Origin of the sequence: Actinokineospora spheciospongiae (genome assembly GCF_003182415.1) — a bacterium.
GTDB classification, from domain to species: domain Bacteria; phylum Actinomycetota; class Actinomycetes; order Mycobacteriales; family Pseudonocardiaceae; genus Actinokineospora; species Actinokineospora spheciospongiae.
The window spans coordinates 579,955-605,372 of sequence record NZ_QHCP01000002.1 but is presented as its reverse complement, the minus strand read 5'-3'; the positions used below and the strand labels follow the sequence as shown (position 1 = coordinate 605,372).

Annotated in this window: 26 protein-coding genes, 1 pseudogene and 1 riboswitch; of the genes and pseudogenes, 12 read left to right on the top strand and 15 right to left on the bottom strand. The window is 74.1% G+C overall.

Features of this window, described 5'->3' with window-relative positions; all coding sequences use genetic code 11:
• The first annotated feature begins 271 nt into the window (after positions 1-271).
• Positions 272-3,058, top strand: coding sequence for an AfsR/SARP family transcriptional regulator (locus tag DFQ13_RS06445; protein WP_110079151.1), 2,787 nt, complete (start codon positions 272-274; stop codon positions 3,056-3,058).
• Positions 3,059-3,970: 912 nt separating this feature from the next.
• Here DFQ13_RS06445 and DFQ13_RS06440 read toward each other — a convergent pair.
• Positions 3,971-4,750 carry an SGNH/GDSL hydrolase family protein gene (locus tag DFQ13_RS06440; protein WP_110079150.1) on the bottom strand — a complete coding sequence of 260 codons (780 nt, stop codon included), beginning with the start codon at positions 4,748-4,750 and terminating at the stop codon, positions 3,971-3,973.
• Between the two features lie 180 nt (positions 4,751-4,930).
• On the opposite strand from DFQ13_RS06440, the gene DFQ13_RS06435 reads away from it, so the two are divergent.
• Complete coding sequence (locus tag DFQ13_RS06435; protein WP_035284904.1) at positions 4,931-5,569, top strand: DUF3159 domain-containing protein; 639 nt, start codon at positions 4,931-4,933, stop codon at positions 5,567-5,569.
• On the opposite strand, the gene DFQ13_RS06430 is transcribed toward DFQ13_RS06435, so the two are convergent.
• From DFQ13_RS06430 to DFQ13_RS06420, 3 genes are all read right to left on the bottom strand, one after another.
• Positions 5,563-6,480 carry an N-acetylglucosamine kinase gene (locus DFQ13_RS06430; protein ID WP_233438280.1) on the bottom strand — a complete coding sequence of 306 codons (918 nt, stop codon included), beginning with the start codon at positions 6,478-6,480 and terminating at the stop codon, positions 5,563-5,565. The genes DFQ13_RS06435 and DFQ13_RS06430 overlap by 7 nt on opposite strands.
• 42 nt (positions 6,481-6,522) lie before the next feature.
• Entirely contained in the window at positions 6,523-7,029 is a 507-nt protein-coding gene (locus tag DFQ13_RS06425) for a winged helix-turn-helix transcriptional regulator (RefSeq protein ID WP_035284906.1), read from the bottom strand.
• Between the two features lie 80 nt (positions 7,030-7,109).
• Complete coding sequence (locus DFQ13_RS06420) at positions 7,110-8,150, bottom strand: SIS domain-containing protein (RefSeq protein WP_035284908.1); 1,041 nt, start codon at positions 8,148-8,150, stop codon at positions 7,110-7,112.
• Between the two features lie 146 nt (positions 8,151-8,296).
• Between DFQ13_RS06420 and DFQ13_RS06415 the strand changes: the two genes are divergently transcribed.
• Positions 8,297-9,049: a GntR family transcriptional regulator gene (locus DFQ13_RS06415; protein WP_035284910.1), complete on the top strand. Its 753-nt coding sequence runs from the start codon at positions 8,297-8,299 to the stop codon at positions 9,047-9,049.
• Positions 9,050-10,546 (top strand): MFS transporter, encoded by a 1,497-nt coding sequence (locus tag DFQ13_RS06410; RefSeq protein ID WP_110079149.1) that lies wholly within the window; start codon positions 9,050-9,052, stop codon positions 10,544-10,546.
• An 18-nt stretch (positions 10,547-10,564) separates the two neighbouring features.
• Here DFQ13_RS06410 and DFQ13_RS06405 read toward each other — a convergent pair whose 3' ends face one another.
• The 4 genes from DFQ13_RS06405 to thiO all read right to left on the bottom strand — a co-directional run bounded on the left by DFQ13_RS06405 (position 10,565) and on the right by thiO (position 13,093).
• Positions 10,565-11,005, bottom strand: a complete 441-nt coding sequence (locus DFQ13_RS06405; RefSeq protein ID WP_110079148.1) for a MarR family winged helix-turn-helix transcriptional regulator — start codon at positions 11,003-11,005, stop codon at positions 10,565-10,567.
• 28 nt (positions 11,006-11,033) lie between these two features.
• Positions 11,034-11,789, bottom strand: a complete 756-nt coding sequence (gene thiG, locus DFQ13_RS06400; protein ID WP_035284916.1) for a thiazole synthase — start codon at positions 11,787-11,789, stop codon at positions 11,034-11,036.
• A gap of 3 nt (positions 11,790-11,792) precedes the next feature.
• Positions 11,793-11,993 carry a sulfur carrier protein ThiS gene (thiS, locus tag DFQ13_RS06395; protein ID WP_035284918.1) on the bottom strand — a complete coding sequence of 67 codons (201 nt, stop codon included), beginning with the start codon at positions 11,991-11,993 and terminating at the stop codon, positions 11,793-11,795.
• Positions 11,990-13,093: a glycine oxidase ThiO gene (thiO, locus tag DFQ13_RS06390; protein WP_035284920.1), complete on the bottom strand. Its 1,104-nt coding sequence runs from the start codon at positions 13,091-13,093 to the stop codon at positions 11,990-11,992. Before thiO ends, thiS begins: the two co-directional genes overlap by 4 nt.
• Positions 13,082-13,190: riboswitch (TPP riboswitch) on the bottom strand. (Overlaps the previous gene by 12 nt.)
• 51 nt (positions 13,191-13,241) lie before the next feature.
• Between thiO and thiE the strand changes: the two genes are divergently transcribed.
• Positions 13,242-13,919, top strand: coding sequence for a thiamine phosphate synthase (gene thiE, locus DFQ13_RS06385; protein WP_110079147.1), 678 nt, complete (start codon positions 13,242-13,244; stop codon positions 13,917-13,919).
• On the opposite strand, the gene DFQ13_RS06380 is transcribed toward thiE, so the two are convergent.
• Positions 13,916-15,223 carry an APC family permease gene (locus tag DFQ13_RS06380; protein ID WP_052021398.1) on the bottom strand — a complete coding sequence of 436 codons (1,308 nt, stop codon included), beginning with the start codon at positions 15,221-15,223 and terminating at the stop codon, positions 13,916-13,918. The genes thiE and DFQ13_RS06380 overlap by 4 nt on opposite strands.
• A 158-nt stretch (positions 15,224-15,381) precedes the next feature.
• Positions 15,382-16,131 carry a hypothetical protein gene (locus DFQ13_RS06375; protein ID WP_052021399.1) on the bottom strand — a complete coding sequence of 250 codons (750 nt, stop codon included), beginning with the start codon at positions 16,129-16,131 and terminating at the stop codon, positions 15,382-15,384.
• 133 nt (positions 16,132-16,264) lie between these two features.
• On the opposite strand from DFQ13_RS06375, the gene DFQ13_RS06370 reads away from it, so the two are divergent.
• A complete protein-coding gene (locus DFQ13_RS06370) occupies positions 16,265-17,212 on the top strand; it encodes a threonine ammonia-lyase (protein WP_035284925.1) in 948 nt (315 codons plus the stop codon).
• A 4-nt stretch (positions 17,213-17,216) separates the two neighbouring features.
• On the opposite strand, the gene DFQ13_RS06365 is transcribed toward DFQ13_RS06370, so the two are convergent.
• The 4 genes from DFQ13_RS06365 to DFQ13_RS06350 all read right to left on the bottom strand — a co-directional run bounded on the left by DFQ13_RS06365 (position 17,217) and on the right by DFQ13_RS06350 (position 21,527).
• Positions 17,217-18,443, bottom strand: coding sequence for a glycosyltransferase (locus DFQ13_RS06365; protein WP_110079146.1), 1,227 nt, complete (start codon positions 18,441-18,443; stop codon positions 17,217-17,219).
• Between the two features lie 55 nt (positions 18,444-18,498).
• The gene (gene thiD, locus DFQ13_RS06360) at positions 18,499-19,353 is read right to left on the bottom strand and encodes a bifunctional hydroxymethylpyrimidine kinase/phosphomethylpyrimidine kinase (RefSeq protein WP_110079145.1); all 855 of its coding nucleotides are present in this window, start codon (positions 19,351-19,353) and stop codon (positions 18,499-18,501) included.
• Positions 19,354-19,355: 2 nt separating this feature from the next.
• The gene (gene thiC, locus DFQ13_RS06355) at positions 19,356-21,017 is read right to left on the bottom strand and encodes a phosphomethylpyrimidine synthase ThiC (RefSeq protein WP_110079144.1); all 1,662 of its coding nucleotides are present in this window, start codon (positions 21,015-21,017) and stop codon (positions 19,356-19,358) included.
• Positions 21,018-21,296: 279 nt separating this feature from the next.
• Complete coding sequence (locus DFQ13_RS06350) at positions 21,297-21,527, bottom strand: hypothetical protein (RefSeq protein ID WP_035284936.1); 231 nt, start codon at positions 21,525-21,527, stop codon at positions 21,297-21,299.
• A gap of 167 nt (positions 21,528-21,694) precedes the next feature.
• Between DFQ13_RS06350 and DFQ13_RS06345 the strand changes: the two genes are divergently transcribed.
• Positions 21,695-22,330, top strand: a complete 636-nt coding sequence (locus DFQ13_RS06345; RefSeq protein WP_110079143.1) for a hypothetical protein — start codon at positions 21,695-21,697, stop codon at positions 22,328-22,330.
• An 889-nt stretch (positions 22,331-23,219) separates the two neighbouring features.
• On the opposite strand, the gene DFQ13_RS06340 is transcribed toward DFQ13_RS06345, so the two are convergent.
• Positions 23,220-23,801: a peptide deformylase gene (locus DFQ13_RS06340; protein WP_035286780.1), complete on the bottom strand. Its 582-nt coding sequence runs from the start codon at positions 23,799-23,801 to the stop codon at positions 23,220-23,222.
• A gap of 113 nt (positions 23,802-23,914) precedes the next feature.
• Here DFQ13_RS06340 and DFQ13_RS06335 point away from each other — a divergent pair, with 113 nt between their 5' ends.
• From DFQ13_RS06335 to DFQ13_RS35915, 5 genes and pseudogenes are all read left to right on the top strand, one after another.
• Complete coding sequence (locus tag DFQ13_RS06335) at positions 23,915-24,226, top strand: DUF3263 domain-containing protein (protein WP_110079142.1); 312 nt, start codon at positions 23,915-23,917, stop codon at positions 24,224-24,226.
• Positions 24,223-24,891, top strand: coding sequence for a LytR C-terminal domain-containing protein (locus tag DFQ13_RS06330; protein WP_110079141.1), 669 nt, complete (start codon positions 24,223-24,225; stop codon positions 24,889-24,891). The genes DFQ13_RS06335 and DFQ13_RS06330 overlap by 4 nt, the downstream gene beginning before the upstream one ends.
• Before the next feature lie 111 nt (positions 24,892-25,002).
• The gene (locus DFQ13_RS36080; RefSeq protein ID WP_456049225.1) at positions 25,003-25,131 is read left to right on the top strand and encodes a hypothetical protein; all 129 of its coding nucleotides are present in this window, start codon (positions 25,003-25,005) and stop codon (positions 25,129-25,131) included.
• A pseudogene (locus tag DFQ13_RS36075) lies at positions 25,128-25,247 on the top strand (thiolase family protein); the annotation flags it as partial. The gene DFQ13_RS36080 and the pseudogene DFQ13_RS36075, both read left to right, overlap by 4 nt.
• A gap of 49 nt (positions 25,248-25,296) precedes the next feature.
• The gene (locus DFQ13_RS35915) at positions 25,297-25,407 is read left to right on the top strand and encodes a hypothetical protein (protein ID WP_407643140.1); all 111 of its coding nucleotides are present in this window, start codon (positions 25,297-25,299) and stop codon (positions 25,405-25,407) included.
• Positions 25,408-25,418 lie beyond the last annotated feature (11 nt).

Here is a 25,418-nt window from a genome sequence, read left to right as displayed (position 1 = left end):
ATCTTGATAACGCGGACACCACGCGTGCCCGCGTGCTCCACCGGCGCTGGACCGGAACGCCTCGCGGTGTTCCCGCTCGGGGTGGGACCTGCTCGTGTCCCGGTCGACCGCGTGGAGTCCGGCCCCGCGGCCGCCGATATCGGGATCGGCGGCCACGGGGCCGTACCCGTTCCGGGTTAGGCCGTCCGGTTGACTCGCGCCGCTTCCGCTGACCGAACACGAGGCAGGCTCTAGGTTTGGCGCAGGTGCGAGTCGAACGCGGGGGTGGCGGATGGCGCACGAGTGGTTCACGCGCGAAGAGGCGCAGGGACCGAGGTTCTGCGTCCTGGGACCGGTCGGCGCGGTCGTGGGGGACCGCGCCGCGGTGCCGGGCGGGCCCGGCATCGGCGGTCTGCTGGCGATGCTGCTGCTCGAACCCAACCAGGTGGTGCCGGTCGAACGCATCGTCGACGTCCTCTGGGACCACGAACCGCCCGCCACCGCGCGCACCATCGTGCAGGGCTACATCTCCCGGCTGCGCAAGTGGCTGTCCACGGTGGACCCCGGGGGCACCACCAGGATTCAGACCAGCGGCGCGGGCTACCGGCTCGCGGTCGAGGAGGCGCGGATCGACGTCGCGCTGGCCAGGCGGCTGCTGGCCGAATCCCGGGGCAAGCCCGCCGACGTCCGGGCCGAACTGCTCTCCCGGGCGCAGTCGCTGTGGCGCGGACCGGAGCTGTCCGACATCGCGGGCCGGGTGCGCGCGCCGGAACTGGCCGAGCTGCGGCTGACGGTGATCGAGGCCCGGCTCGACGCCGACCTGGAGCTGGGCAGGCACGACGAGGTCATCGGCGAGCTGGTCGCCCTGGTCGACACGCACCCGTTCCGCGAGCACCTGGTCGGGCAACTGGTCCTGGCCCTCTACCGCAGCGGCAGGCGCGCGGCGGCGCTGGAGTTCTACCAGCGCTTCGCCCACCGGGCCGCGGGTGAGCTGGGCCTCGACCCCGGCCCCGGCCTGCGCGAGCTGCACAGCCGGGTCCTGCGCGACGACACCACGCTGCTGGAGCCGCGGCCCACCCGGGTGATCACCCCCAGGCTCGGCGTCCTCGTCCCGGCCGAGCTGCCCCCCACCCCGTCCGGCTTCACCGGCCGCGACGCCGACCTGGCCTGGCTCGACCGGCTGCGCGCCGGGGGCGACCCCGCCGCGACCGCCGTCGGCGTGCTGGCCGGACCGGCCGGGATCGGCAAGTCCGCGCTCGCCGTGGTCTGGGGCGCGGGCGCCGCCGCGACCTTCCCCGACGGCACCCTGTTCGCCGCCCTGTCCGGCTTCGACCCGGCGCACCCGCCCGCCGACCCGGCGGCCGTGCTGGGCCGCTTCCTGATCTCCCTCGGCGTCACCCAGGACGACGTGCCCACCGAGCAGGCCGACCGGGTCGCGCTCTACCGCACCCTGCTCGCCGAGCGCCGGGTGCTGGTCGTGCTGGACGACGCCCGCGACTCCGACCAGGTCCTGCCGCTGCTGCCCGGGGGCAGCTCCTCGGTCGCCCTGGTCACCAGCAGGCGCAGGCTCGACGGCCTGGTCGCCCTGGGCGCCCGGCTGCGGGTCGTGCAACCCCTCGCCCCGGACGCCGCCGCCGCGGTCATCGCGCACGCGGCGGGCACCACCGCCGCCGCCCCGGACCTGGACCGGCTGGCGCGGCTGTGCGGGTGCCTGCCGCTGGCCCTGCGGATCATCGGCGCCCGGCTCGCCTCCAGTCCGCAGTGGTCGGTGGGGGAGCTGGTCGAGCGCCTCACCGACGAGCGCACCCGGCTGGGGGCGCTGCGGGTGGAGGACACCGAGACCGGGGTCCGCGCCGCCCTGGACGTCACCGTCGGAGCCCTCACCCCGGACCGCGTCGAGGCGCTGCGCCTGGTCGGCACCGTCCCCGGCGCCACCACCGGCCCGCACCTGCTCGCCGCCCTCGCCGGGGTCGACGTCGAGACCGCCCGCGACCGCCTGCGCGCCCTGGCCGCCCTGTTCCTGGTCACCGAGACCGCCCGCGACGTGTTCGACGCGCACGCCCTGGTCCGCGCCTACGCCCGCGACCTGGCCGCCGACCGCGCGACCCGCCTCCCCGAGGTCCTGCGCTACTACCTGGCGGTCGCCGACCACTGCCGCCGCCACCTGCGCGCCGCCGCCGACGACCTCGACGAATCCGCCGACCTGCCGCTGCCGCCGATCCCGGACCGCGACGCCGCCCTGGACTGGTTCGAGACCGAGTGGCCCAACCTCCTCGCCGCCGCCGCCGAGGGCGCCGCCGCGGGCCTGCACGACCAGGTGTGGCGCCTGGCCAGGCTGGCCGGGGAGTTCCGCCGCACCCGCCCCCGCCGCGACGACTGGGCCTGGGTCCTCGACCTGGGCCTGGAGTCCGCCCGCGCCGCCGGGGACCGCCGGGGCGAGGTGCTGATCCGGCTGAGCCGCTGCGTGCTGCTCACCCGCTTCGGCGGCGAGTCGGAGATCCTGGCCGACGGCGAGCGGGCGGTCGCCGTCGCCACCGAGCTGCGCGACCCCAGGCTGATGGTGATGGGCCACAACGCGCTCGCCAGCGCCCTCTACGGCCAGAAGCGCCACCACGACGCCCTCGCCCACTACCACCGCGCCCTCGACCTGGCGGTCCGGGCGGACTACCGCCTCGGCGAGGCCAACATCCACAACAACATCGCCCAGGTCCACCGCGACCTGGGCGACCCGGCGGAGGCGGTCGCCCCGCAGACCCGGGCGGTGGACATGTTCCGCGAGGTCGGCGACCTCGGCTTCGTCGGCCTCGCCCTGGCCAACCTCGCCGAACTGGAGCACGAACTCGGCCACCTCGCCCCGGCCAGGGCCCACGCCACCGAGGCCATCACCCTCGCCGCCGCCAACGGCCTGGAACTCACCGAGGCGTTCGGCCGCGAAGTCCTCGCCCGCGTCCTGTGCGAGGAGGGCGACCTGCTCGGGACCAGAGTGGAGCTGGAGAAGGCGGCCGACCTCTACCGGGTCGCCCAGTCCCCGCTCGTCGCCACCGTCCAAGAAAGACTCGACACGCTCCCCGCCGTTTAGCGAACGGTTAGCCGTGACGCGGTGATCACTGGCAGTGTTGTCGTCGGGCGCCGACCTCGCTGTCGACGGCGCCCCTGGGCGGCGAGCATTGGGGGAACGCCGCCGCAGGCCGGCCGGCGACTCCGGGGGGATGTCCGCCGGCCGGTCCGCATGTCCGGCGGAAGTGCTTAAGGAAGCCGGGGTCGCCCAAAGGGACAGTCAGCTCGGGACAGTGGGGCCGCGCGAAGTCCGCATGGGGGGCACAAGCCGGAATCCTGTTTGTGTCGGCGTTCTTCGGGGTTGTGCGCCGGTGTGACCGCGGTGTGGTGGGTTCCTCGTCACGGTTCGACAAAGCGCGGCTCGGGTGGGCGGGTCGAGCGGTCAGGTCTTTTGGGGTGGGGTCTTGCCCGGGGTTTGTCGCTGTGGTGCCCGGGTTTGTCGCTGTGGTGCCCGGCTGGGTGGATGTGTTTGGCCGGGGCCCCTATGGCGATCATGTGCTCCAGTGCGTCAGGTGGGGCTGAAAAGATGCCCCACCGCCCAGGCAGGCTGTCACATGATCGCCACCCCCGGCCAAACACATCCACCCACCCGGGCAGGGGCGTAGCCGGGCCGGCGGTTGCGGGGGTGGCTGGCTGGCCAGCGCATCCCCCACCGGGCAATTGCTGGCCGGGCTGGCGGTTTTGGGGGTGGCTGGCTGGTCAAGCGCATCCACCCACCCGGGCAGGGGTGAGCCGGGTCGGCGGTTCTTGGGTGGCCGGCTGGCCAGCGCATCCCCTCACCGGGCATTTGCTGGCCGGGCCGGTGGTTTGTGGGGTGGCCGGTTGTTGCTGTGCCGGTGGGTCGCCGGGTCGGCGGTATGGCGGGTGACCGGGGGCTGCGCCGGTGGGGGCGGGGCCTCCTGGGTGCCCGGGGAGACTCCACCCGGGGCTCGGATCACAGTGCGGCGCGGTCCACGGCGTAGGGCTGGAGGTCCGGGCGCTTGGGGGTCAGGCCGTCGCCTAGGGACTCGCCTCGGATTTGCCGGGCCACCCAGGGGAGCAGGTGCGTGGTGGTCCAGGTCAGGTCGTCCTGGCGCAACCGCAGCCACGGCTTCGCCACCTCGGTGGGCAGGGGTTCCCGCCAGTCCTCGTCCACCCGGACGCCGAGGACCTCGGCGGCGCGCAGGGCGATCCGCCGGTGGCCGTCGCTGGAGAAGTGCAGGCGGTCTTCGCACCAGGCCCGGCGGTCGTGCAGCACGTCCATCGACCACAGGTCCACGACCCGGGCTCCTCGGCGCTCCGCGATGGCGTGCAGGTGGCCGTTGTAGATGCCGACCTTGCCGCGGATGCGCCGCAGCAGCGGCTGCACCTTCGGGTCCGGGCCGGTGAACAGCAGCACCTCCGACCCGGCGGCGCGCAACCGGGCCACGGCGCCGTCGAACAGGGCGGCCACGTCGTCCACGTCGGTGCCGGGGGTGATCAGGTCGTTGCCGCCGCCGCAGATGGTGACCAGGTCCGGGGCGTTCTCCGCGGCCAGCGGCACCTGCTCGTCGACGATCTCCTGGAGCATCTTGCCGCGCACGGCGAGGTTGGCGTACTGGAAACCGGGGCGTTGCAGCGCCATCGCCTCGGCCAGTCGGTCCGCCCAGCCGACGTACGAGCCGTCGGCGCCCACGTCCCCCATCCCCTCGGTGAAGCTGTCCCCGATGGCGATCCAACTCGTCCACCCGTGCACGGCTGACCTCCCTCGCCGCTCAAACCCGTTGCCCATCCCAACCAACCGGCCAGTGTGCCTGAGCATTCCCGACCTACGCCACCGTCGGTCGGCCCAGCCTAGGGATTCGGCCGCCCGCCGACCACCCATTTCGGGGTGGCGGGACTTCCTGGCCCCGCACCGGTGCGGCAGTCTGGACCCGTGACAGCAGCCAGCGACTCCCTCGTCGACCTGCTCGGCGGCAAGCGAGGGGCGCTCGACGCCACCGCCCCACCGGTCGTCTTCGCCGCCGGGTGGCTGATTTCCGGGCAGTCCATCGCCTGGGGCGCGGCCGCCGCGGTCGTGGCGAGCGCCCTGCTGGCCGTGTGGCGGATGTCACGCGGCGAGAAGGTGACCGCGGTGCTCGGTGGACTGGCCGCCGTCGTCGTGGCGGCCCTGGTGGCGCTCTACACCGGACGCGCCGAGGACTTCTTCCTCATCCAGTTGTTGTCCAACACCGCCAGCAGCCTCGCCTGGGCGCTGAGCATCCTCATCCGCTGGCCGCTGCTCGGTGTGGTCGTGGGCCTGCTGCTGGGGCAGAAGGCCCGCTGGCGCCGCGACCCGGACCTGCTCCGCGCCTACGGCCGCGCCAGTTGGGTGTGGACGGCGCAGTACGCGCTGCGCACCGTCGTCTACGGGCTGCTGTGGTGGTCCGGGCAGGTGGTCGCGCTGACCGCGGCCAGGGTGGTGCTGTCGTGGCCGCTGCTGGCGCTGGTGGTGGCCGTGAGCGCGGTCGTGCTGCGGCGCGCGCTCCCGGCGGAGCACCCGGGGTTCCGCCACCCCCGGGTCCCCGATCAGTGACGGTGTTTCGGGTGCGGCTGCTCCCCGAACGCGGTCAGGGAGGCCAACCACGCGGCACCGGCGGCGTTGTCGGTGGCCGTCGCCACGGTGTGCGCGGCCAGCAGTTCCCGCAACCGCGCCCCGATCGGGTTGTCGTGCGCGGCCACTGACCCGGCCAGCACGACCGGCCCCTCGACCCAGGCCGCCTCCGCTTCCGCGCACAGCGCCAACGCGGCCCGCTCCACGATGTCCGCGGCGACCGGGTCGTCGACGTGCGCGGTCACCAGCGGCGCGTAGGCCGCCAACCGGATCGGCGGCGCGGCGTTGCACGCGGTGATGAGCGGCCCGAAGTCGCTGACCCCGGCGGCGGCCAGCACCGCCTCGGCCAGCGGCCCGGGCGCCACCCCGGCCTGCAACGCCCGCAGCGTCGTGCGCACCGCCTCCCGCCCCAGCCAGAACGCCGACCCCTCGTCGCCCAGCAGCCACCCGAACCCGCCCGCGGTCGCCGCCCGCCGCCGACCCTCGATCCGCATGGCGATCGAGCCCGTCCCGGAGATCACCACGGTCCCCGCCTCGGCGTCGGTCCCGGCCACGAAGGCCACCTCGGCGTCGGTCACCACCACCGGCGGCTCGGTCAGCCCGGCCCCGGCGAAGGCGGCGTGGAACAACCCGGCCACCACCGGGTCGTTCGCCAGCTTCGAGGTCCCCGCCATCCCCAGCACGCAGGCGCCCACCGGCCGCCCCCCGGCGGCGGCGGCGATGGCCTCCCCGACGTTCGCCGCGGCCACCTCGGGCGGGTGCGAGTTCGGGTTGGCCCCGCCCGAGGTGCCGCGCCCCACCACCGCCCCGGTGGCGTCCACGGCCACCGCCCGCGTCGCCGTCCCCCCGCCGTCCACCCCGACCGCCACGCCGCGCACGCGGACCTCCCGCAATCGACTGCTCCGTTTGGAGTAACATGGGCAGTGCCCGCTCCGTTAAACCCCCTCGACGGAGCGGGCACCCCTTTCCCGGAACGCCGCCGCCCGCTCGGGGGCCATCCCCGGTCCCGGTTCCACGGTCACCTCGCCCAGGGCCAGCCGCTCGTCGCATTCCGAGCACCGCACCGCCGCGTGCGCTTCCTGCCCGCAGCCGCGGTGCCGCAACACCATCGGGGCGCCCGACCCGCCGTCGAGCCACCGGTCGCCCCACCGCATGATCGCCGCCAGGGCGGGGAAGAAGTCGCGCCCCATCTCGGTCAGCGCGTACTCGTACCGGGTGGGCCGCTCCTGGTAGCGCACCCGTTCGAGCACCCCCGCCCTGGTCAGGCGCTCCAACCGCTCGGTGAGGGTGTTCCTGGCGATCCCCAGTTCCCCCTGGAACCGGTCGAACCGCCGGGTGCCCAGGTAGGCCTGCCGCAGCACCAGGAGCGTCCACTGGTCGCCGAGCAGGTCCATGGCCCGGGCCACCGAACAGGGCCACCGCGCGAACGACGTCCTCCGCATCCGGCCAGTCTAGGCAGCGGTGGGTGTCGCGCGGGAAAACTCGCCGCGCCGACCCCCTGGTGGGGCGCGACCCGCGCCCGCTACCTCGTCCGGGTGACCTTCCGCAGGCCCCTCGGCTGGTCCGGGTTCCCGCCGCGGGCCAGCGACAGCCCCAGCGCCAACTGCTGCACCGGCAGCACCTCCAGGATCGGGGCCACCTCCTCGGCGCACTCCGGGACCGCGATCCGCACCGCCGCCCCGGTCTCCCCGGCGGCGGACCCCACCGCCACGACCTCCGCCCCGCTGTCGCGAACGGCGTCGAGCACCGGCCGCAGCGCCGCGCCGCCCGCCCCCCGGCTGGTGATCGCCAGCACCGCCGTGTCCGCGTCCACGGCGGCGACCGGGCCGTGCAGGAGGTCCGCCCCGCTGTAGGACCGCGCCGACAGGTAGCTCGTCTCGGCCAGCTTCAGCGCGGCCTCCGCGGCGGTGGCCGAGGAGTACCCGCGCCCGGTCGTCACCATCCGGTCCACGAACCGCAACCGGCCGACGGCCTCGGCCACCGGCCCGGCCGAGTCCGCCAGGGTCTTCTCGGCCAGCGCGCCCAGGTCGGCGACCGCCTCCCCGTTCCCGCCGCGGACCGCGTCGACCAATCGGTAGAGGGCGAGCAGCGTCGCGCTGTAGGTCTTCGTGGCCGCCACGGCCAGTTCGGCGCCCGCCCCGATGTCCACCGACAGCTCGGCCGCCTCCGCCAGCGGCGACCCCGGCGTGTTGGTCACGGCCACCGTCAGCGCGCCCTGCTCGCGCGCCGACCGGGTGGCCTCGACCAGGTCGGGCGACCCGCCGCTCTGGCTCACCGTGACGTAGAGGACGCCGGACAGGTCCGGGCGGGCGCCGTAGAGGGTGGTGGTGGAGGGGGAGACCAGCCCGGAGGGGAGTCGCAGCAGGACCTCCGCCAGGTACTTGGCGTAGAGGGCGGCGTGGTCGCTGGACCCCCGGGCGGCGAACAGCGCGAACCGGGGCGCGGCGGCGGTCACCCTGGCGGCGACCCCGGCCACCCCGTCGCGGCGGGCGACGGCCGCGGCGAGCACCGCGGGCTGTTCGGCGATCTCGGCGCGCATCAGCCGACCGGGCTCGTCCACCATCAGATCGCTCCTCATGCCTCGATAAGGTCTAGACCAATACTACCAGCTCGACCGCTCCGGACGCGCGGATTTCACGGGGTGTGATCGCGGGGGGCGCACCCGGCAGGGCATTCTGTAACCGGGACAAGAGGTCAGGAGGGGACGCCATGCTCGAGATGTCGACGGCCGATGGGTCGGACGCGGTGGCGCGGGTGCAGCGGGAACCGAAGTACTGGGGGCTCAAGCGGCATCTGCTCGACCTGCTCGGCTCCCTGCCACCCGGCTCGCCGATCCCCACCGAGCGGTCGCTGGCCACCGAGTTCGACGTCTCCCGCACCACCGTCCGCCAGGCCCTGGCCGAGCTGACCGTCGAGGGCCGCCTGCTGCGCGTGCAGGGCAAGGGCACCTTCGCCGCCGAGCCGAAGGTGGCCCAGCGGCTGCAACTGTCCTCCTACACCGAGGACATGCGCGCGCAGGGCCGCGAGCCGTCGTCGAAGCTGCTGGAGGTCTCGGAGATCCCGGCGGAGGCCGACCTGGCCCGGCTGCTCAACATCCGCGCGGGGGCCAAGGTGCTGCGGCTGCACCGGCTGCGGCTGGCCGACGACGAGCCGATGGCCGTGGAGACCACCCACCTGCCGCTGGGCCGCTTCCGCGGCCTGCGCCGCCACGTCAGCGGCGGCGGCTCGCTCTACCAGGTGCTGCGCGAGCGCTTCGACGTCGAGATGGGCCACGCCGAGGAGACGATCGAGACCGCGCTGGCCGGACCGCACGAGGCCGATCTGCTCGGGGCCGACGTGGGGATGCCGATGCTGCTGCTGTCGCGGCACTCCTTCGACACCGAGGAGCGACCGGTCGAGTGGGTGCGGTCGGTCTACCGCGGCGACCGGTACAAGTTCGTCGCCACGCTGAACCGACCCTGAGTGGACACCGACGTCCGGTGGGGCACCGGCGCCGCGCGCGGGGTGCTGGCCACCACGATCCTCGGCTCCGGCATGGCCATGCTCGACGGCAGCGTGGTCAACGTGGCGCTGCCGCGCATCGGCGCCGAGCTGGGCGCCTCGGTGGCGGGGTTGCAGTGGATTCTCGACGGGTACCTGCTCGCCCTGGCCTCGCTGATCCTCGTCGCGGGCTCCCTGGGTGACCGCTACGGCAGGCGGCGGGTGTTCCTCGTCGGCGTCGTCTGGTTCGGCGTCGCCTCGGTGCTGTGCGGGTTCGCCCAGAGCACGGAGGTGCTGGTCGCCGCGCGGGTGCTGCAAGGCGTCGGCGGGGCGCTGCTGACCCCGGGGTCGCTGGCCATCCTGCAATCGGTGTTCCACCGGGAGGACCGGGCCAGGGCCATCGGCGCCTGGTCCGGGCTCGGCGGGATCGCCGCGGCGGCCGGACCGCTGGTGGGCGGGCTGCTGGTGCAGGTGTGGTCGTGGCGGCTGGCGTTCCTGATCAACATCCCGGTGGCCGCCGTGTGCGTGTGGTCGGCGCTGCGGTTCGTCCCGGAGACCCGCGACGCCGAGGTCACCGGCCACCCGGACGTCGCCGGGTCGGTGCTGGGGGCGCTGGGCCTGGCCGGGATCACCGCCGCCCTGGTCGAGGCACCCGCCCGCGGGGTCGACTGGCTGGTGGTGTCCGCGGGCGCGGCCGGGGTGCTCGCGCTGGTGTCGTTCGTGCTGCTCCAGCGGCGCGGCCGGGACCCGCTGGTGCCGCCGGGGCTGTTCGCCGACCGCACCTTCGTGATCGCCAACGCGCTGACGCTGGTGGTCTACGCGGCGCTGGGCGGGGTGCTGATGCTGATGGTGCTGCAACTGCAGACCTCGCTCGGGTACGCGCCCACCGCCGCCGGGGTCGCCGGGCTGCCGATCACGATCATCATGCTGCTGCTCTCGGCCCGCAGCGGGCGGCTGGCCTCCCGGTTCGGGCCTCGGTGGTTCCTCGTCGTCGGGCCGCTGCTGGTCGCCACCGGGATGCTGCTGATGCTGCGGATCGTGCCGGGGGCCTCCTACGTGGGCGCGGTGCTGCCCGCCGTGGTGGTGTTCGGGCTGGGGCTGGCGGTCGTCGTCGCCCCGGTCACCGCCACCGTGCTGGCGGCCGCGCCCGACCGGTACGCCGGGGTGGCCTCCGGGGTCAACAACGCCATCGCCCGCACCGGGAACCTGCTGGCCGTGGCGGTGCTGCCCGCCGCGGCCGGGCTCACCGGCGCGGCGTACCGGGACCCCGCCGCGCTGACCTCCGGGTGGCGCACGGCGCTGGTGATCTGCGCGGCCCTCGCCGCGGGCGGCGGCCTGCTGGCACTGGGCGTGCGGGGCAACGTGCTGGCCGAACCCGAACCGCCCGCCCCGGCGGACGCCCCGCACCCGGGGGACTGCCTGCACTGCTCGGTCGACTCGCCGCCGACCCACGTCATCCCGTCCCGGACGGGTGACTGACCGTCGGCTGACCGGCCGCTACTGGGCCTCCGGGGTGCCGACCAGCAGGGCCTCCAGGACCGGGATGGACTTGATCAGCAGCTCGCGGTCGGCGGGCGGGAGGCCGTCGAGGCGGCGGCTCAGCTCCTGCATCCGGGTGCTGCGCACGCTGGAGACGACCCGCTCGCCCTCCTCGGTGGCGGTGACCAGCCAGGCCCGGCGGTCGGCCGGGTCCGGTTCGCGGTTGACGTAACCGGAGTCGACCAGGCCCGCGACGATGCGGGACATGGTCGGGGCGGCCACGCCCTCCTTCGCCGCCAGGTCGCCGAGGCGGAGGGTGCCCGCCCCGGACAGCGTGGACAGCGCCGAGATCGAGCCGTGGCCCATGCCGGTGCTGCCCGAGCGGCGCAGTGAGCGCGACAACCGGCCGATGGCCAGGTACAGGCGGGCGGGGACGTCACCGTCAGCCGAAGTCGTCATACCTCATTGTGCCCAGGGCGGGCGCGGGTCAACGCGGAGGGCTGGACGCCTGGGCCCAGAACCGCCGCGGGATGCGGCCCGCCGACCTGGCCAGCCTGCCCGCGGTGACCGCCGCGCGCATCGCGGTGGCCATCTTCTCCGGGTCGCCCGCGCGGGTGACGGCCGTGGCCAGCAGCACCGCGGCGCAGCCCAGTTCCATGGCCAGGGCCGCGTCGGAGGCGGTGCCGACCCCCGCGTCCAGGACCACCGGGACGCCCGCGCGGGTGGTGATCAGCTCGATGTTGTGCGGGTTGTTGATCCCCAGGCCGGTGCCGATCGGCGAGCCCAGCGGCATGACCGCGGCGCAGCCCGCCTGCTCCAGGCGCAGGGCCAGCACCGGGTCGTCGTTGGTGTAGGGCAGCACCACGAAACCGTCGTCGACGAGCTGGGTGGCGGCGTCGAGCAGTTCCACCGGGTCGGGCAGCAGGGTGCGGTCGTCGGCGACCACCTCCAGCTTCACCCAGTTCGTCCCCAGGGCTTCGCGGGCCAGGCGGGCGGTGAGCACGGCCTCGGCGGCGGTGCGGCAGCCCGCGGTGTTCGGCAGCGGGTCGATGCCCAGCTTCCGCAGCAGCTCCAGCACGCCGGAGCCGCCCGCGGTGTCCACCCGGCGCAGCGACACCGTGGTCAGCTCGGTGCCGGAGGCCACCAGCGCCCGCTCCAGGACCGCCAGGTTCGCGGCGCCGCCGGTGCCGGTGATCAGCCGCGAGGAGTACTCGCGGTCGGCGATGACCAGGGGGTCGTCCACGGCTCAGCCCCCCTGCACGGCGGTGAGGACTTCCAGCCGCGCCCACGCGGGCACCACCGTGGCGGCGTGGGCGTTGCGGGGGACCACCTGGCCGTTGAGCGCCACCGCGGTCCCCGAGGTGGGCAGCGCGAGGGCGGCCAGCACGTCGGCCACGGTCGCGCCGTCGGGGACCTCTCGTTCGGTTCCGTTGACCTCGATCGTCATGTCGCTCCAGGGAATCGGGACGGGGCCGCGGCCAGCACGTGGTCGGGCGGGGTGTCGCCGCGCAGCAGGGCCACCACGGCGTCGGCGGTGACCGGCGCCATCAGCACGCCGTTGCGGTGGTGCCCGGTGGCGACCAGCACCCCGGGGCCCAGGCGGCCGAGCAGCGGCAGGTTGTCCGGGCTGCCCGCGCGCAGCCCCGCCACCGCCTCCACCAGGGCGTACTCACGCACACCCGGCAGCACCCGCTCGGCGTCGGTCAGCAGGTCGCGCACCCCCGCCACGGTGACCTCGGTGTCGTGGCCGACCTCGTGCTGGGTGGCGCCGACGACGAGTTCACCGCCGTCGCGGGGGACGAGGTAGACCGGGCGGGACTCGACGTGCGCGCGCAGCGTCCTGGTGGGCGGGGGCAGCGCGCTCGGCCGCGACCGCAGCCGCAGGACCTCGCCCTTGACCGGGCGGACCAGGGTGTCCAGGGCGGGGTGCAGGGCGCGGCTCCAGGCGCCCGCGGCGATCACCGCCTCGTCGCACTCCACTGTGGAGCCGTCGGCGAGTTCGACACCGCCGTCGCGCACCGAGACCGCCCGACCGGTGTGGAAACCCACACCCTCGGCGGTGGCCTGGGCCGCCAGCGAGCGCAGCAGCCGCCTGCTGTCGACCGACAGGTCACCGGGGACCAGCAGTCCACTTCGGACCGGCGAGGTGCCCGGCTCCAGCTCGCGGACCTGCCGCGCGGTGAGCCGCCGCACCTCCCGCCCCAGCGAGGACAGGAAGTCGGCCAACCGGCGCTGGTCCTCGGCGTCGGCGGCGTCCAGCGCCAGGGCGAGGGTGCCCTCGCGGCGCAGGCCGGGCGGGTCGGCCAGGTCGGCGGCGAAACCGGGCCACCGGGCCAGCGACTCGGCGCCGAAGGCGAGCACGTGCTCCTCGCCCAACCACGCCTCGGTGACCGGGGCCAACATGCCCGCCGCCACCCAGGAGCCCCCACCGCGCACCGGGGTGGGGTCGATCACGGTGACCCGCCTGCCGGTGGCGGCCACCCGCCAGGCGGTGGCCAGGCCGATGACACCGCCACCCACGACGGCGATCCGCTGCACGTTCCTCATCACGCTCCCTGCGCCGGCATGACCCGGATCAGGTTCGACGGTCGGAGCGCGTTGTGCTCCCTCTCAGCCCGTTGTCCGGACTCCCGTGCGACCGGCCTCCACCGTAGCGCAGACCCGCCCGGGCGGCCCAGGGGATAGCGTCGGTGCCATGCCGGGACTTGACGGGGACCAGATCAGGCGCAGGCTCGCCGACGCGCGGCTCTACCTGTGCACGGACGCGCGGACCGAACGCGGCGACCTCGCCGACTTCGTGGACGCGGCGCTGGCGGGCGGTGTCGACGTCGTCCAACTGCGGGACAAGGGGATGGAAGCGGGGCCCGAGCTGCGGGCCCTCGCCGTGATCGCGGAACTGTGCGCCGCCCACGGGGCGCTGCTGGCGGTGAACGACCGGGCGGACGTGGCGTTGGCCGCCGGGGCCGACGTGCTGCACCTGGGGCAGGACGACCTGCCGGTGGCGGCGGCCCGGCGGGTGGTGGGGGAGGAGGTGGTGATCGGGCGGTCCACGCACGACTTCGGGCAGGCCGTGGCCGCCGCGCACGAGGCCGGGGTGGACTACTTCTGCACCGGGCCGTGCTGGCCCACGCCGACGAAACCCGGTCGGACCGCGCCGGGGTTGGAGCTGGTCCGGGCCACCGCCGAGGCTGGGCCTTCGCGGCCCTGGTTCGCGATCGGGGGGATCGACCTGGAGCGGTTGCCCCGGGTTGTGGAAGCCGGGGCCTCTCGGGTTGTGGTGGTGCGGGCGATCACGGAATCCTCCGACCCGAAGGGAGCCGCCGAATTGCTCTCGGGTGCTCTGCGCGGTTCGCCCCCCGACCCGGGGCACTAGGCCTCGGACGTGGCGGGCTCGGTGCGGCGGGCGCGGAGGGCGTTCGCCAGGGCCAGGAGGCCGCCCAGGGCCAGGAGGACGGCCCCGCGCAGCCAGACCGCCGCCCCGATCTGGGTGAACAGCAGCAGGCAGGAGGCCAGGCCGAGCCAGGGGACAGCGGTCCAGACGCGGAAGTGGGGGATGTCGTCCGGGCGGCGGCGCAGGGCGAGGACGGCGGCGTTGGTGGCGGTGAAGACGACCAGCAGCAGGAGCACGAGGGTTTCGGCGAGGGCGGACACGCCGCCGGTGAGGGCCAGCAGCAGCGACAGCGCCGAGGTGGCGAGCACGGCCACCCACGGGGTGCGGCGGCCGGGGAGCACGCGCGACAGGACGGGCGGGAGCAGGCCGTCGCGGGACATGCCGTAGGCCAGGCGCGACGACATGATGCCCGTGAGCAGGGCGCCGTTGGCGACGGCGACCAGCGCGACCGCGGCGAACAGCCAGGGCGGCACCGCGCCCGCCGCCCGCACCACCTCCAGCAGCGGCCCGTCGGAGCCCGCCAGCACGTCGGTCGGGACGGCGGCGCCCGCGACCAGGCCGACGAGCAGGTACACCACCCCGGCGGTCAGCAGGGCGCCGAACAGGGCGCGGGGGTAGGAGCGCCGGGGGTCGCGGACCTCCTCGGCCAGGTTCACCGAGGTCTCGAACCCGACGAACGAGTAGAACGCCAGGACCGCACCCGCCAGCGTCGCGCCCACGACACCGTTCTCCGGCGTGCCGACCTCGGCCAATTGCCCCGGGTCGCCGTCGCCGCGCAGGACGACCCAGAGGCCGAGGCCGACGATGAGCAGCAGCCCGCCCACCTCGACCGCGGTCGCCACCGCGTTCGCGCCGAGGGATTCCCTGACGCCGCGGATGTTGAGCGCCGCCAGGGCCGCCAGGAAGACCACCACCACCGGCAGCACCGGCGCCGACACCAGTTCTCGCAGGTAGTCGCCCGCGAACGCCCTGGCCAGCGCGGCGACGGACACCACCCCGGCGGCCAGCATGCAGAAGCCGACCACCGACCCGGCGGCCCGCCCGAACGCCTCGGTGGCGTAGTGGGCCGACCCCCCGGCCCGCGGGTACTTGGTCGCCAGCTCCGCGTAGGACGCCGCCGTGAGCGCCGCCAGGCCCAGCGCGACGATGAGCGGCAGCCACACCGCGCCCCCGGACTCGGCCGCGACCTCGCCGACCAGGACGTACACACCTGCGCCGAGGATGTCGCCCAGGATGAAGAAGTACAGCAGGGGCGTGCCCACAGCCCGCCGCAACGAGGTCGCCATACCCGTTCCAGTACCCGCTGCGGCCCGCTCCCACCCGCCGATCCACGCAGGACCGCGGTGGGGGCCCGCGCGCACGCCGCCGGGTCTGTCGGCAGGCGGGCCACCCCGGCAGGCGAGAGCCCCAGCCCGCACCGTGCGGGCTGGGGCTCTTGTCCGCTCTACGGCGTCGGGGTGGCCGAGGGGGCCTGGGTGGTCGTCGTGGTGGGGACCGACCGGGTGGTCGTGGTGGTCGTGGTCTGTTCCGGGGTCGATTCCTGGGTGGTCGGGGTTTCGCTTCCCGAGGTCGTGCCCGTGGTGGTGGTGGGCTCGTCGGTGCCCGTGTTCGTGGGCTCTGTCGTGGCCGCCGGTGGGGTGGTGATCACCACCGTGGTCGTCGTGGTCTTGTCGGTGCTGCCGGTCTTGCCGGAGACCAAGCTGCCCACGGTCGTGCTCCCGCCGCCGGACAGCGGTTCCCCCCGCACCCACTCCAGGCCGGTGACCACCGCCATGCCCATGGCGAACACCAGCAGGCCGCCCGCGACCAGCACCAGGGGCTTGCGCCAGGGGCGGGGGGTCGCAGGCGGGCGGGTCTCGACCACGACCTCCTCGGTGTGGTCGACCTCGTCGCCGGTGGCCTGGACTTCGTCCGGGGTTTCCGCCGGGTCCTGCTCCGGTGGGGTGCTCACGGTGATGACGCTGCCCCGGCCGGTGACGCGGGCGGTGACCGTGCGGACGCCCTCCCTCGTGCGCTCCAGCGACTTGAGGTAGACGGCGCCGCCGACGGTGCTGATGATGCTGGCCACGGCCGCTCCGAGGACCGTGCCCGCCACGCCCAGTGTCGAGCCGAGCACGGCGGCGGTGGCCGCCGCCAGCGCCGCGGCGAGTACCTGGGCGGGCTTGATGCCCTGCTTGTCCTCCTGCTTGCTCATGCCTTCCGTTCCAACGTTGATTTCACCTGTCCGGGGGGTGGACGTGCGGCAGCCGGGAAAGGTTGGCGGAAAGTGAGCACCGCTACACTCCTGTGTCCACTGTGGACTTACATTGGTAGGGCAGACTGTAGGGGTGGAACTGGTCTCCGTCGACGCCATCGAAGCCGCCGCCGACCGCATCGCGGGGGTGGCCGTGCGCACTCCCCTGCTGCCCTGCCCGTGGGCCGACCCGGACCGTCCACTGTGGCTCAAACCGGAGAACCTCCAGCCCATCGGGGCGTTCAAGATCCGGGGGGCGTTCAACGCCATCGCCAGGTTGGACGACGCGCGGCGGGGTCGGGGTGTGGTGGCCTACTCCAGCGGCAACCACGCCCAGGCCGTCGCCTACGCCGCCAAGGTGTTCGGGATCGAGGCGTGGATCGTCGTCCCCGTCGACACGCCCTCGGTCAAGGTCGAGGCGACCCGGGCGCACGGGGCCGAGGTGATCCTGTCGGCGGTGGGGGAGCGGGAGGTGGTCGCGGCCGAGGTCGTGCAGCGGACCGGGGCGACGCTGATCCCGCCGTTCGACCACGTCGACGTGATCGCCGGGCAGGGGACGATCGGGCTGGAGATCGTCGCCGACCTGGCCGCCGACCTGGTGCTCGTACCGGTCAGCGGGGGTGGGCTGATCTCCGGGGTCGCCGTCGCGATCAAGGCGAAGTCGCCGTCGACGCAGGTGTGGGCGGTGGAGCCGGAGTTGGCCGCCGACACCGCCGCCAGCCTGGCGGCGGGGGAGTTGACCCCGTGGTCGGTGGCCGACCGTAATCGGACCATCGCCGACGGGCTGCGCAGCCAGCCGTCGGCGCTGACCTTCGCCCACCAGCGCTCGCTGGTGGACGGGATCGTGACCGTCGGCGAGGACGAGATCCGGCAGGCCGTGACGACCATCGCCCGCAACGCCCGGCTCATCGCCGAGCCCAGCGGGGCGGTGGCCACGGCCGCCTACCTGTTCCACGGCGACGAGCTGCCGCGCGGCAAGACCGTCGCCGTCATCTCCGGCGGGAACATGGACCCCGAGCTGGCCAGGGAACTGCTGGTCTGAGGGGTCAGCGGACCACGGACTCCAGGACCTCGACCGCCGTCGCCACCCCGTCCTCGGCGGCCAGCTCCGCCGCCAGCTCCCGCGCCCGGGGTGCGCGGGTCAAGGCGGTGCGCAGGGCTTCGGCCAGCTCGGGGCCGGTGACGCGGTCCCGGGTGGCGGTGACCGCGCCCACCGACAGCTCCACCACCTGGCGGCCCCAGAAGAACTGGTCGGCGAAGAACGGCACCACCACCGACGGGATGCCCGCGCGCAGCGCCGCCGCCGTGGTGCCCGCGCCGCCGTGGTGCACGGCCGCCCGGACCCGGGGGAACAGCCACCAGTGCGGCACGTCGTCGATGGTCAGGGTGTCCTCGGCGGTGGCGCTGAGCCCGGCCCAGCCGGTGTGCAGGACGGCGCGCAGGCCGTTGGCCCTGGCGGCGGAGAGCAGCAGCTCCGCCGTCTCCCCGGGGCTGCCGCCGGACGCGCTGCCGAAGCCCAGGTAGACCGGCGGGGGACCGGCCGCCAGGAAGTCCACCAGTTCCGGGGGCGGGGTGTAGGCGCCGGGCTCGGTGAACCAGTAGCCGGTGACGTGGTCGTCCGCGCGCCAGTCGGCGGGCGGCGGGACGACCGCCGGGCTGAAGCCGTAGAGGCGGGCGGGGGCGCCGGTGGGCCAGCGCGACAGCGGGCGGCGGGGCAGCGGGGGCATGCCCAGGGCGGCGCGGCGGGTGTCCAGCAGGGGGCGGAACGCCCGCCAAGGCAGGGACTCGGCGATGCGCCAGGTCAGGCGGTTCAGCGCGGCGGGGACGGCGCTGGGCATGGCGACCATGGGGAACTCGCGGGTGGGGCTGTTGGGGAACAGGTGCGCCGCCACCGAGGGCACGCCGAGGCGCTCGGCGATGGTGATGCCGAACACGGCCATGGTGTGGTGGACCACCAGGTCGGCGCCCGCGCACGCCTCCTCGGCCGCCGGGTGCGCCTCCAGCAGCGCGGGGCCGATCACCGCGCGCATCCGCTCGATCAGCCGGAACGGGTTGCGCTCGGCCATCAGGGCCTGGCCCTCGGGACCGGCCAGCACCGCCCTGGAGTTCCCGGGCAGCAGGGCGAACGGGATGCCCGCGCCGGTGACCATCGGCTCGAACTCGGCCAGGGTGGCGATCACCGGGTCGTGCCCGGCCGCCAGCAGACCCCGGGACAGGGCCAGGAACGGTTCGACGTCACCGCGCGAACCGACGGTCAGGATGGTCACCCTCATGCGCCGGGAGGCTACCGGTGATCAACCGGAAAAAGTGGCCCTGTCCTGGGGATTGTCAGCCGGTGATGGACCCGGGGGTCAGGAATTCCGCCGCGTCCGGCAGTCGCCACAGCGGCGACACCGGGCCCACGCCCGCGCCGACCGGGTACGCGCCGCGCACCGACTCGACGATGAACGCCTTGCCCGCGCGCACCGCCGACACCACGTCCGCGCCCTTGGCCAGCGCCGAGGTGATCGACGACGCGAGCGTGTCGCCGCTGCCGTGGGTGTGCTTCGTGTCGAAGCGGGGACCCACGAACTCGGTGAACTCCGAACCGTCGTAGAGCAGGTCCAGGCACTCCGGGTCGCCCCACAGGTGCCCGCCCTTGACCAGGACCCACTGCGGGCCGTGGTCGAACAGGGCCTTCGCCGCGTCCCGCTGCTGGGCGCGGGTCGTCACGTCCAGGCCGGTGAACAGGCGGACCTCGTCGAGGTTCGGGGTGATCAGGGTCGCCCGGGGGAACAGCTCCGTGCGGTAGGAGTCCAGCGCGGCCTCGTGCAGCAGCGGGTCGCCGTGCATGGAGGCCGCGACCGGGTCGACCACGAACGGGATGTCACCCGCCCGGCCGATGCCGACCCGGTCGCAGGCGCCCGCCACCGCGGCGATGATCTCCGCGGTGGCGAGCATCCCGGTCTTGGCCGCCTGGACGCCGATGTCGGTGACCACGCTCTCGATCTGCGCGGCCACCACCTCCGGCGGGATCGTGTGCACGCCGGTCACGCCGAGGGAGTTCTGCACGGTGACCGCGGTGACCGCGGTCGTGCCGTGCACCCCGCAGGCGAAGAAGGTCCGCAGGTCGGCCTGCAACCCGGCGCACCCGCCGGAGTCCGAGCCCGCGATCGTCAGCGTCCGTGGCGGTGTCCGCATCATCGCTACCCGTTGCTCGCAGGGCTGGTCACGACCGGAAGGTACACCTGTTTGCCGTGGTCGACGAACTCGCCGGACTTCTCCGCCATGCCCGCCTCCAGCGCCTCCACAGAGGACATGCCGTGCTCCTCGGCGTACCTGCGCACGTCCTGGGTGATCCGCATCGAGCAGAACTTCGGCCCGCACATCGAGCAGAAGTGCGCCGTCTTCGCGGGCTCGGCGGGCAGCGTCTCGTCGTGGAACGACTTGGCGGTGTCCGGGTCCAGGGACAGGTTGAACTGGTCGGTCCAGCGGAACTCGAACCGGGCCCTCGACAGCGCGTCGTCGCGCTCCTGGGCCTTGGGGTGGCCCTTGGCCAGGTCGGCGGCGTGCGCGGCGATCTTGTAGGTGATCACCCCGGTCTTCACGTCGTCGCGGTTGGGCAGGCCCAGGTGCTCCTTCGGGGTGACGTAGCAGAGCATGGCCGTGCCCAGCCAGCCGATCTGCGCCGCCCCGATGGCCGAGGTGATGTGGTCGTAGCCGGGGGCGATGTCCGTCGCGAGTGGACCGAGGGTGTAGAACGGCGCCTCACCGCACAGCTCCTCCTCCAGCCGCACGTTCTCGGCGATCTTGTGCATCGGCACGTGGCCGGGGCCCTCGATCATCACCTGCACGTCCTTGGCCCGCGCGATGTGCGTCAGCTCACCCAGCGTGCGCAACTCGGCGAACTGCGCCTCGTCGTTGGCGTCGGCGATCGACCCGGGCCGCAGCCCGTCGCCGAGGGAGAACGTCACGTCGTAGGCGCGCAGGATGTCGCACAGCTCCTCGAAGTGCGTGTAGAGGAAGCTCTCCCGGTGGTGCGCCAGGCACCACGCGGCCATGATCGACCCACCGCGCGAGACGATGCCGGTGACCCGCTTCGCGGTGAGCGGCACGTACCGCAGCAGCACGCCCGCGTGCACGGTCATGTAGTCCACGCCCTGCTCGCACTGCTCGAGCACGGTGTCGCGGTAGACCTCCCAGGACAGCTTGGTCGGGTCGCCGTCGACCTTCTCCAGCGCCTGGTAGATCGGCACGGTCCCGACCGGGACGGGGGAGTTGCGCAGCAGCCACTCCCGGGTCTCGTGGATGCGCTTGCCGGTGGACAGGTCCATGATCGTGTCCGCGCCCCACCGGGTCGCCCACACCATCTTGTCCACCTCGTCCTCGATGGAGGAGGACACGGCGGAGTTGCCGATGTTCGCGTTGATCTTCACCAGGAACTTCTTCCCGATGATCGCGGGCTCGGACTCCGGGTGGCACCGGTTGACCGGGATCACCGCCCGCCCGATCGCCACCTCGTCCCGCACGAACTCCGGGGCGACCCCCTCGCGGGCCGCGCAGAACCGCATCTCCTTGGTGATGACCCCCGCCTTGGCGTACGCCAACTGGGTGACGGCGCCGCCCACGGGGTCGAGGCCCCAGTCCTGGCGGAGCTTGGCGAGTCCTGTGTGGACGTCGATGGTGGCGTGCTCGTCGGTGTACGGGCCGGAGGTGTCGTACAGGTCCAGGTGCTCGCCGTTGCTGAGCGCCACCCGCCGCTCCGGGACCCGCAGGCCCTCGCCCGCGTCCCGGTAGACCTTGCCGGAGCCCGAGATGGGGCCGGTGGTCACCGATGGGCGCACGGAACGGTCGTCAAGCGTGGTCACGAGAATCCTCCCTACGCCGGCATTACCCGGTCAGGTTCATCGGTCGGCGGCACCGGGTCCGTGGAATGGACACCAGCCGCCCTCTCAGCCCGCCATGGCGCGAGCTCCCGCGGTTTCGGTATTCGGTTGTCGCCCCGACCCTAGCCGGCGCCCGGTTCCGTGCCAACCCGCCCGACGGGTTGTTCACGTCGCGGCCGGGGACCGCGACGGAAAAAAAGGTGCTGCTCCCCGGTCGAGGCGACCGGGGAGCAGCACCTGGGGTGCGGACTCGGGTTCAGCTCAGAGCGAGAGGACGAACAGGTCCCACTCGGTGTGCCCCTTGTCCCAGGTGCAGTACGCGGCGAGGTCGGCCCCGCTGCGGATCTCGTCCGCGGCGCGCTCGCAGTCGGCCTGCCGCTGGTAGCTGCGGATGTACTCCGGGTTCCCCGCGGAAGCGGTGCCCGCCGCGAACCCGAGGAGTGAACCGGCGATGACGGTGACGGCGCCAAGACGCCCCAGTGCCTTCTTCATGCCGTGATCTTTTCACGGCACCGGGGTGCCGTGGGCGAGAATCGAACAAAACGGCGGTCGGCGCCCGCAGGGCGAGGTCGACCCCGGGTTCGCGGGGAGGCGGTGACCCTCCCGACGGTTCGCGGAGATCATCGTCCGGACGGCCTCCCGCGCACTAGGGTTTGGCCATGGCCCAGCCGTACCCGCCCGGCGCCCGACTCCTGGGACGCCCCGCCCTGGCCAAGCCCTGCTCGGCGTGCGGCGACCTCGTCGGCCGCGGGTACCCGGACTGCCCCAACTGCGCCGAGCGGGTCGACGCCTACTGGCTGGCGGACTGGGGCGCCCTCCTGTCCGGCAACGGCGTCGCCGAGGGCACCCCGGAGGAACGGGAACTGGCCACCCTGGTCCTCGCCGACGAACCCGGCTCCCACCCCTGGACCTGCGACGACTGGGCGATGCGGCGCACCCCGTGCCCGGAGTGCCGGGCCGAACTGGGCTCCGGCGCCCTCGACTGCCTGGTCTGCGCCGGTGCCGACCAGGCCCGCTGGGCCTGGGACCACACGGCACCACCGGGCGCCATGCGCCCCGACGAGCACAGCCTCCGCCTCGCGGTCGCCTGCCTCCGCAGCGCCGAACGCCGCCGCCCCGGCATCGTCGGCTTCTGGCGCCTGGCCCTGCCCTTCCTCCTGGTCGGCGAGAACCCGACCCGCGCCCAGGCCCGCCGCATCCGCACCTACCTGATGGCAGGCCGGGAAGACGAACTCTCCGCCGCCGACGGCATCGCCGCCATGGCCTCCTTACCCCCGCTCCCCTGGCGCACCTGACGCGCGGGACCACCCCGGGCCGACCACCCGCACACCGCAGGCCCGCCCACCACACCGCCCCGAACACCCTGGCCGCAGCGGCCACCCGCCCACCGGCCACCCGACCCCCACCGGGCGCAGCCGCCCACCACCCTGACAACCGGCAGCCTGGCAGCCAGTCGCCCCCCGGGCGCAGCGGCCCAGCCCCCTGCCACTCGCTGGCCCGACGACCCGGCAGCCGGAACCCCACCGAGGCGCAGCGCGGCCGCCCCACCAACACACCGCCAGCCTGGCGACGAGCCCCGGACCTCGTCGTGAGTAGCCAGCGACCACCCCACCACCCGCCAGCCCGCCGGGCCACCCGCCACATCGGACCCACCGTGCGCAGCCGATGACCACCCCACCAGCCGCCGGTCAGCGGCCTGCCACTCCGAGCCGTCAGCGGCGCAGCCGCCGACCACCCCACCAACCACCAGCCGGGCGGCCCGCCACGCCGAACCCGCAGCGGCGCAGCCGCTGACCACCCCACCAACCACCGGCCGGGCGGCCCGCCACGCCGAACCCCACCGGGCGCAGCCGCCGACCACCCCACCAACCACCGGCCTGGCGGCCCGCCACCCGAACCTCACAGTGCGCAGCCGGCGACCACCCTCGCAGCCGCCGGCCCGGCTACGGATATGCCCGGGTGGGTGGATGTGCTTGGGTGGGGGAAGCGATCATGTGCAAGCCTGCCTGGGCAGTGGGGCACTCTTTTCGCCCCACTCGGTCACACCAGGCACATGATCGCTGTAGGGGCCCCGCCCAAGCAGATCCACCCACCCGGGCACGCCCCGAAAACGACCGGGCCCTTGAACCACAGCCACGGCTGAACAAGAAGTCCTGCCCCGGCACCCCAGCGAAAGACCGGGCTCTAGTCCTCGTCCTCAGCAAAAGGATCACCAGTGGCCGCTGGGTCCCAGGTGTGGCCCGGCGAGTTCCACCGGTTCGCCTTGAGCATCCGCTTGGCGTCCCTGGCGTTGCGCCCCACCAACCTGCTCAGGTACAGCAACCCGTCCAGGTGGTCCGTCTCGTGCTGCAGGCAGCGGGCGAAGAACCCGGTCCCCTCCACCTCGATCGCGGCACCCTCCAGATCGGTGCCGGTCACCTTCGCCCAGGCGGCCCGCCCGGTCGGGAACGACTCGCCGGGCACCGACAGGCAGCCCTCGAAGTCGTCCTCCGGGTCCGGCATCCCGTCCGGGACGGCCGAGGTCTCCAGCACCGGGTTGGCCACCACGCCGCGGTACCGGTTGCCCTCGTCGTCGGGGCAGTCGTAGACGAACACCCGCAGGTCGACGCCGATCTGGTTGGCGGCCAGGCCCACGCCGTTGGCCGCGGCCATGGTGTCGAACATGTCCTCGACCAGGGTTTTCAGCGAGTCGTCGTACTCCGTCACCGGCGTGGTCGGGGTGGTCAACACCGGGTCGCCGACGATGACGATGGGGCGCACTGTCATGGCGGCAGATTAGCCAGGATCGGCGCCGGACGCGCCGACGCGGTGTCGATCACAGCGGGTGGTGACGTGGTGTAATGGGCGGGCAGGACCGCACCCGGGATGCGAGGAGCTTGATGGACGCCGCCGAGTTGCCCGCCGAGCCGGGCGGGCGCGCCGCGCCGGGCGCGCCGGGGGACCTCAGTGAGCGGGAAGTCGCCATGCTCGCCTTCGAGCGGCAGTGGTGGAAGTCGCCCGGCGCGAAGGAACAGGCGGTGCGCGAGGAGTTCGGCCTGTCCGGCACCCGCTACCACCAGGTGCTCAACGAACTGATCGACAAGAACGCGGCCGTGGAGGCCGAACCGGCGTTGGTCACCAGGCTGCGCCGGTTGCGAGCGAGCAGGAAGCGCGCCGGTTCGGCGCGCAGGCTGGGGATGGACCCGCGATGACCACCGACCCTTCCGGACCCGCGCGACCCGGTCGCCTGATCGGCCTCGCCCTCATGGGGGTGGCCGCGGTGACCGCCGTCATCGGCGTGGTCACCATCGTGAACGGGACCGGCGACACCTCCGCCGCGCCGCCCACCTCGTCGTCGGTCACCGCACCGGCCCCGCCGAGCGGTGACCTGACGAGTTCGCCCGCGACCACCGGTTCGCTGTCGACGTCGATGCCGTCGGCCCCGGGGTCGTCGGCACCGGCCGAGCCGACCGCGCCCGCCACCACGACGGTGCCGCCTGCGGCCACCACGACGACCGCGGTCCCGGCCGCGCCGCCCGCCGCCCCGGGGGCACCGGTCCCCGGCGCCGGGCCGAGCACCAGGTCGCAGCCGGTGCGCGTCTACAACAACAGCTTCGTCAAGGGCCTCGCCGAGGAGGCGGGCCGCGACCTGTCCGCTCGCGGGTGGACGGTCGCCGAGACGGGCAACTACTCCGGCGGCAAGATCCCGGTCACCACCGTCTACTTCCAGCCCGGTTCCGGGCAGGAGGCGGCGGCCCAGGAGTTGGCCGCGGACTTCGGCATCCGCTCCGAGGCCCGCTTCGACGGCATCAAGGACGCCTCGCCCGGCTTGATCCTCATCGTCACCCAGGACTACCACGAGGCCAGGGACAAGTAGGTCCCGGCAGTGGCCGAGATCACGGACTGATCGGTCCGCCTTTCGTCGACCTCCACCCTCTGCGCGGCACACAGTGGGGTCGGAGGTCTGGACCCGGCCGGGGTCGACGACGTGATCGGCGGCGCGGTCGGGCAGGTCGGCGAGCAGAGCGGCAACACCAGCCGGTACGCCGCCCTGGCCGCCGGGTTTCCCGAGTCGGTGCCCGGGGTGACCGTCGACCGGCAGCGCGGCAACAGCTGATCGCCCGCAGGTGGGAGCTGTCCCGAGCCCGGCTCGACGAGTTCGCCCTCGTCAACCACCACAACGCCGCCGCCGCGTGGCGCGAGGGCCGCTTCGCCGCCGAGGTGGCCCCGCTCAGGGTGACGCACGCCGACGGCACCGCCACCCAGCTCGACACCGACGAGACTGACCACCACCCTGCTGGGCGTCCTCGACCAGCGCGGTGGCCGCTACGGCCTGCAGACCATGTGCGAGGCGGGCGGCAAGGCCAACGCCACCATCGTCGAACGCCTGTAGCCCGGCTGTCC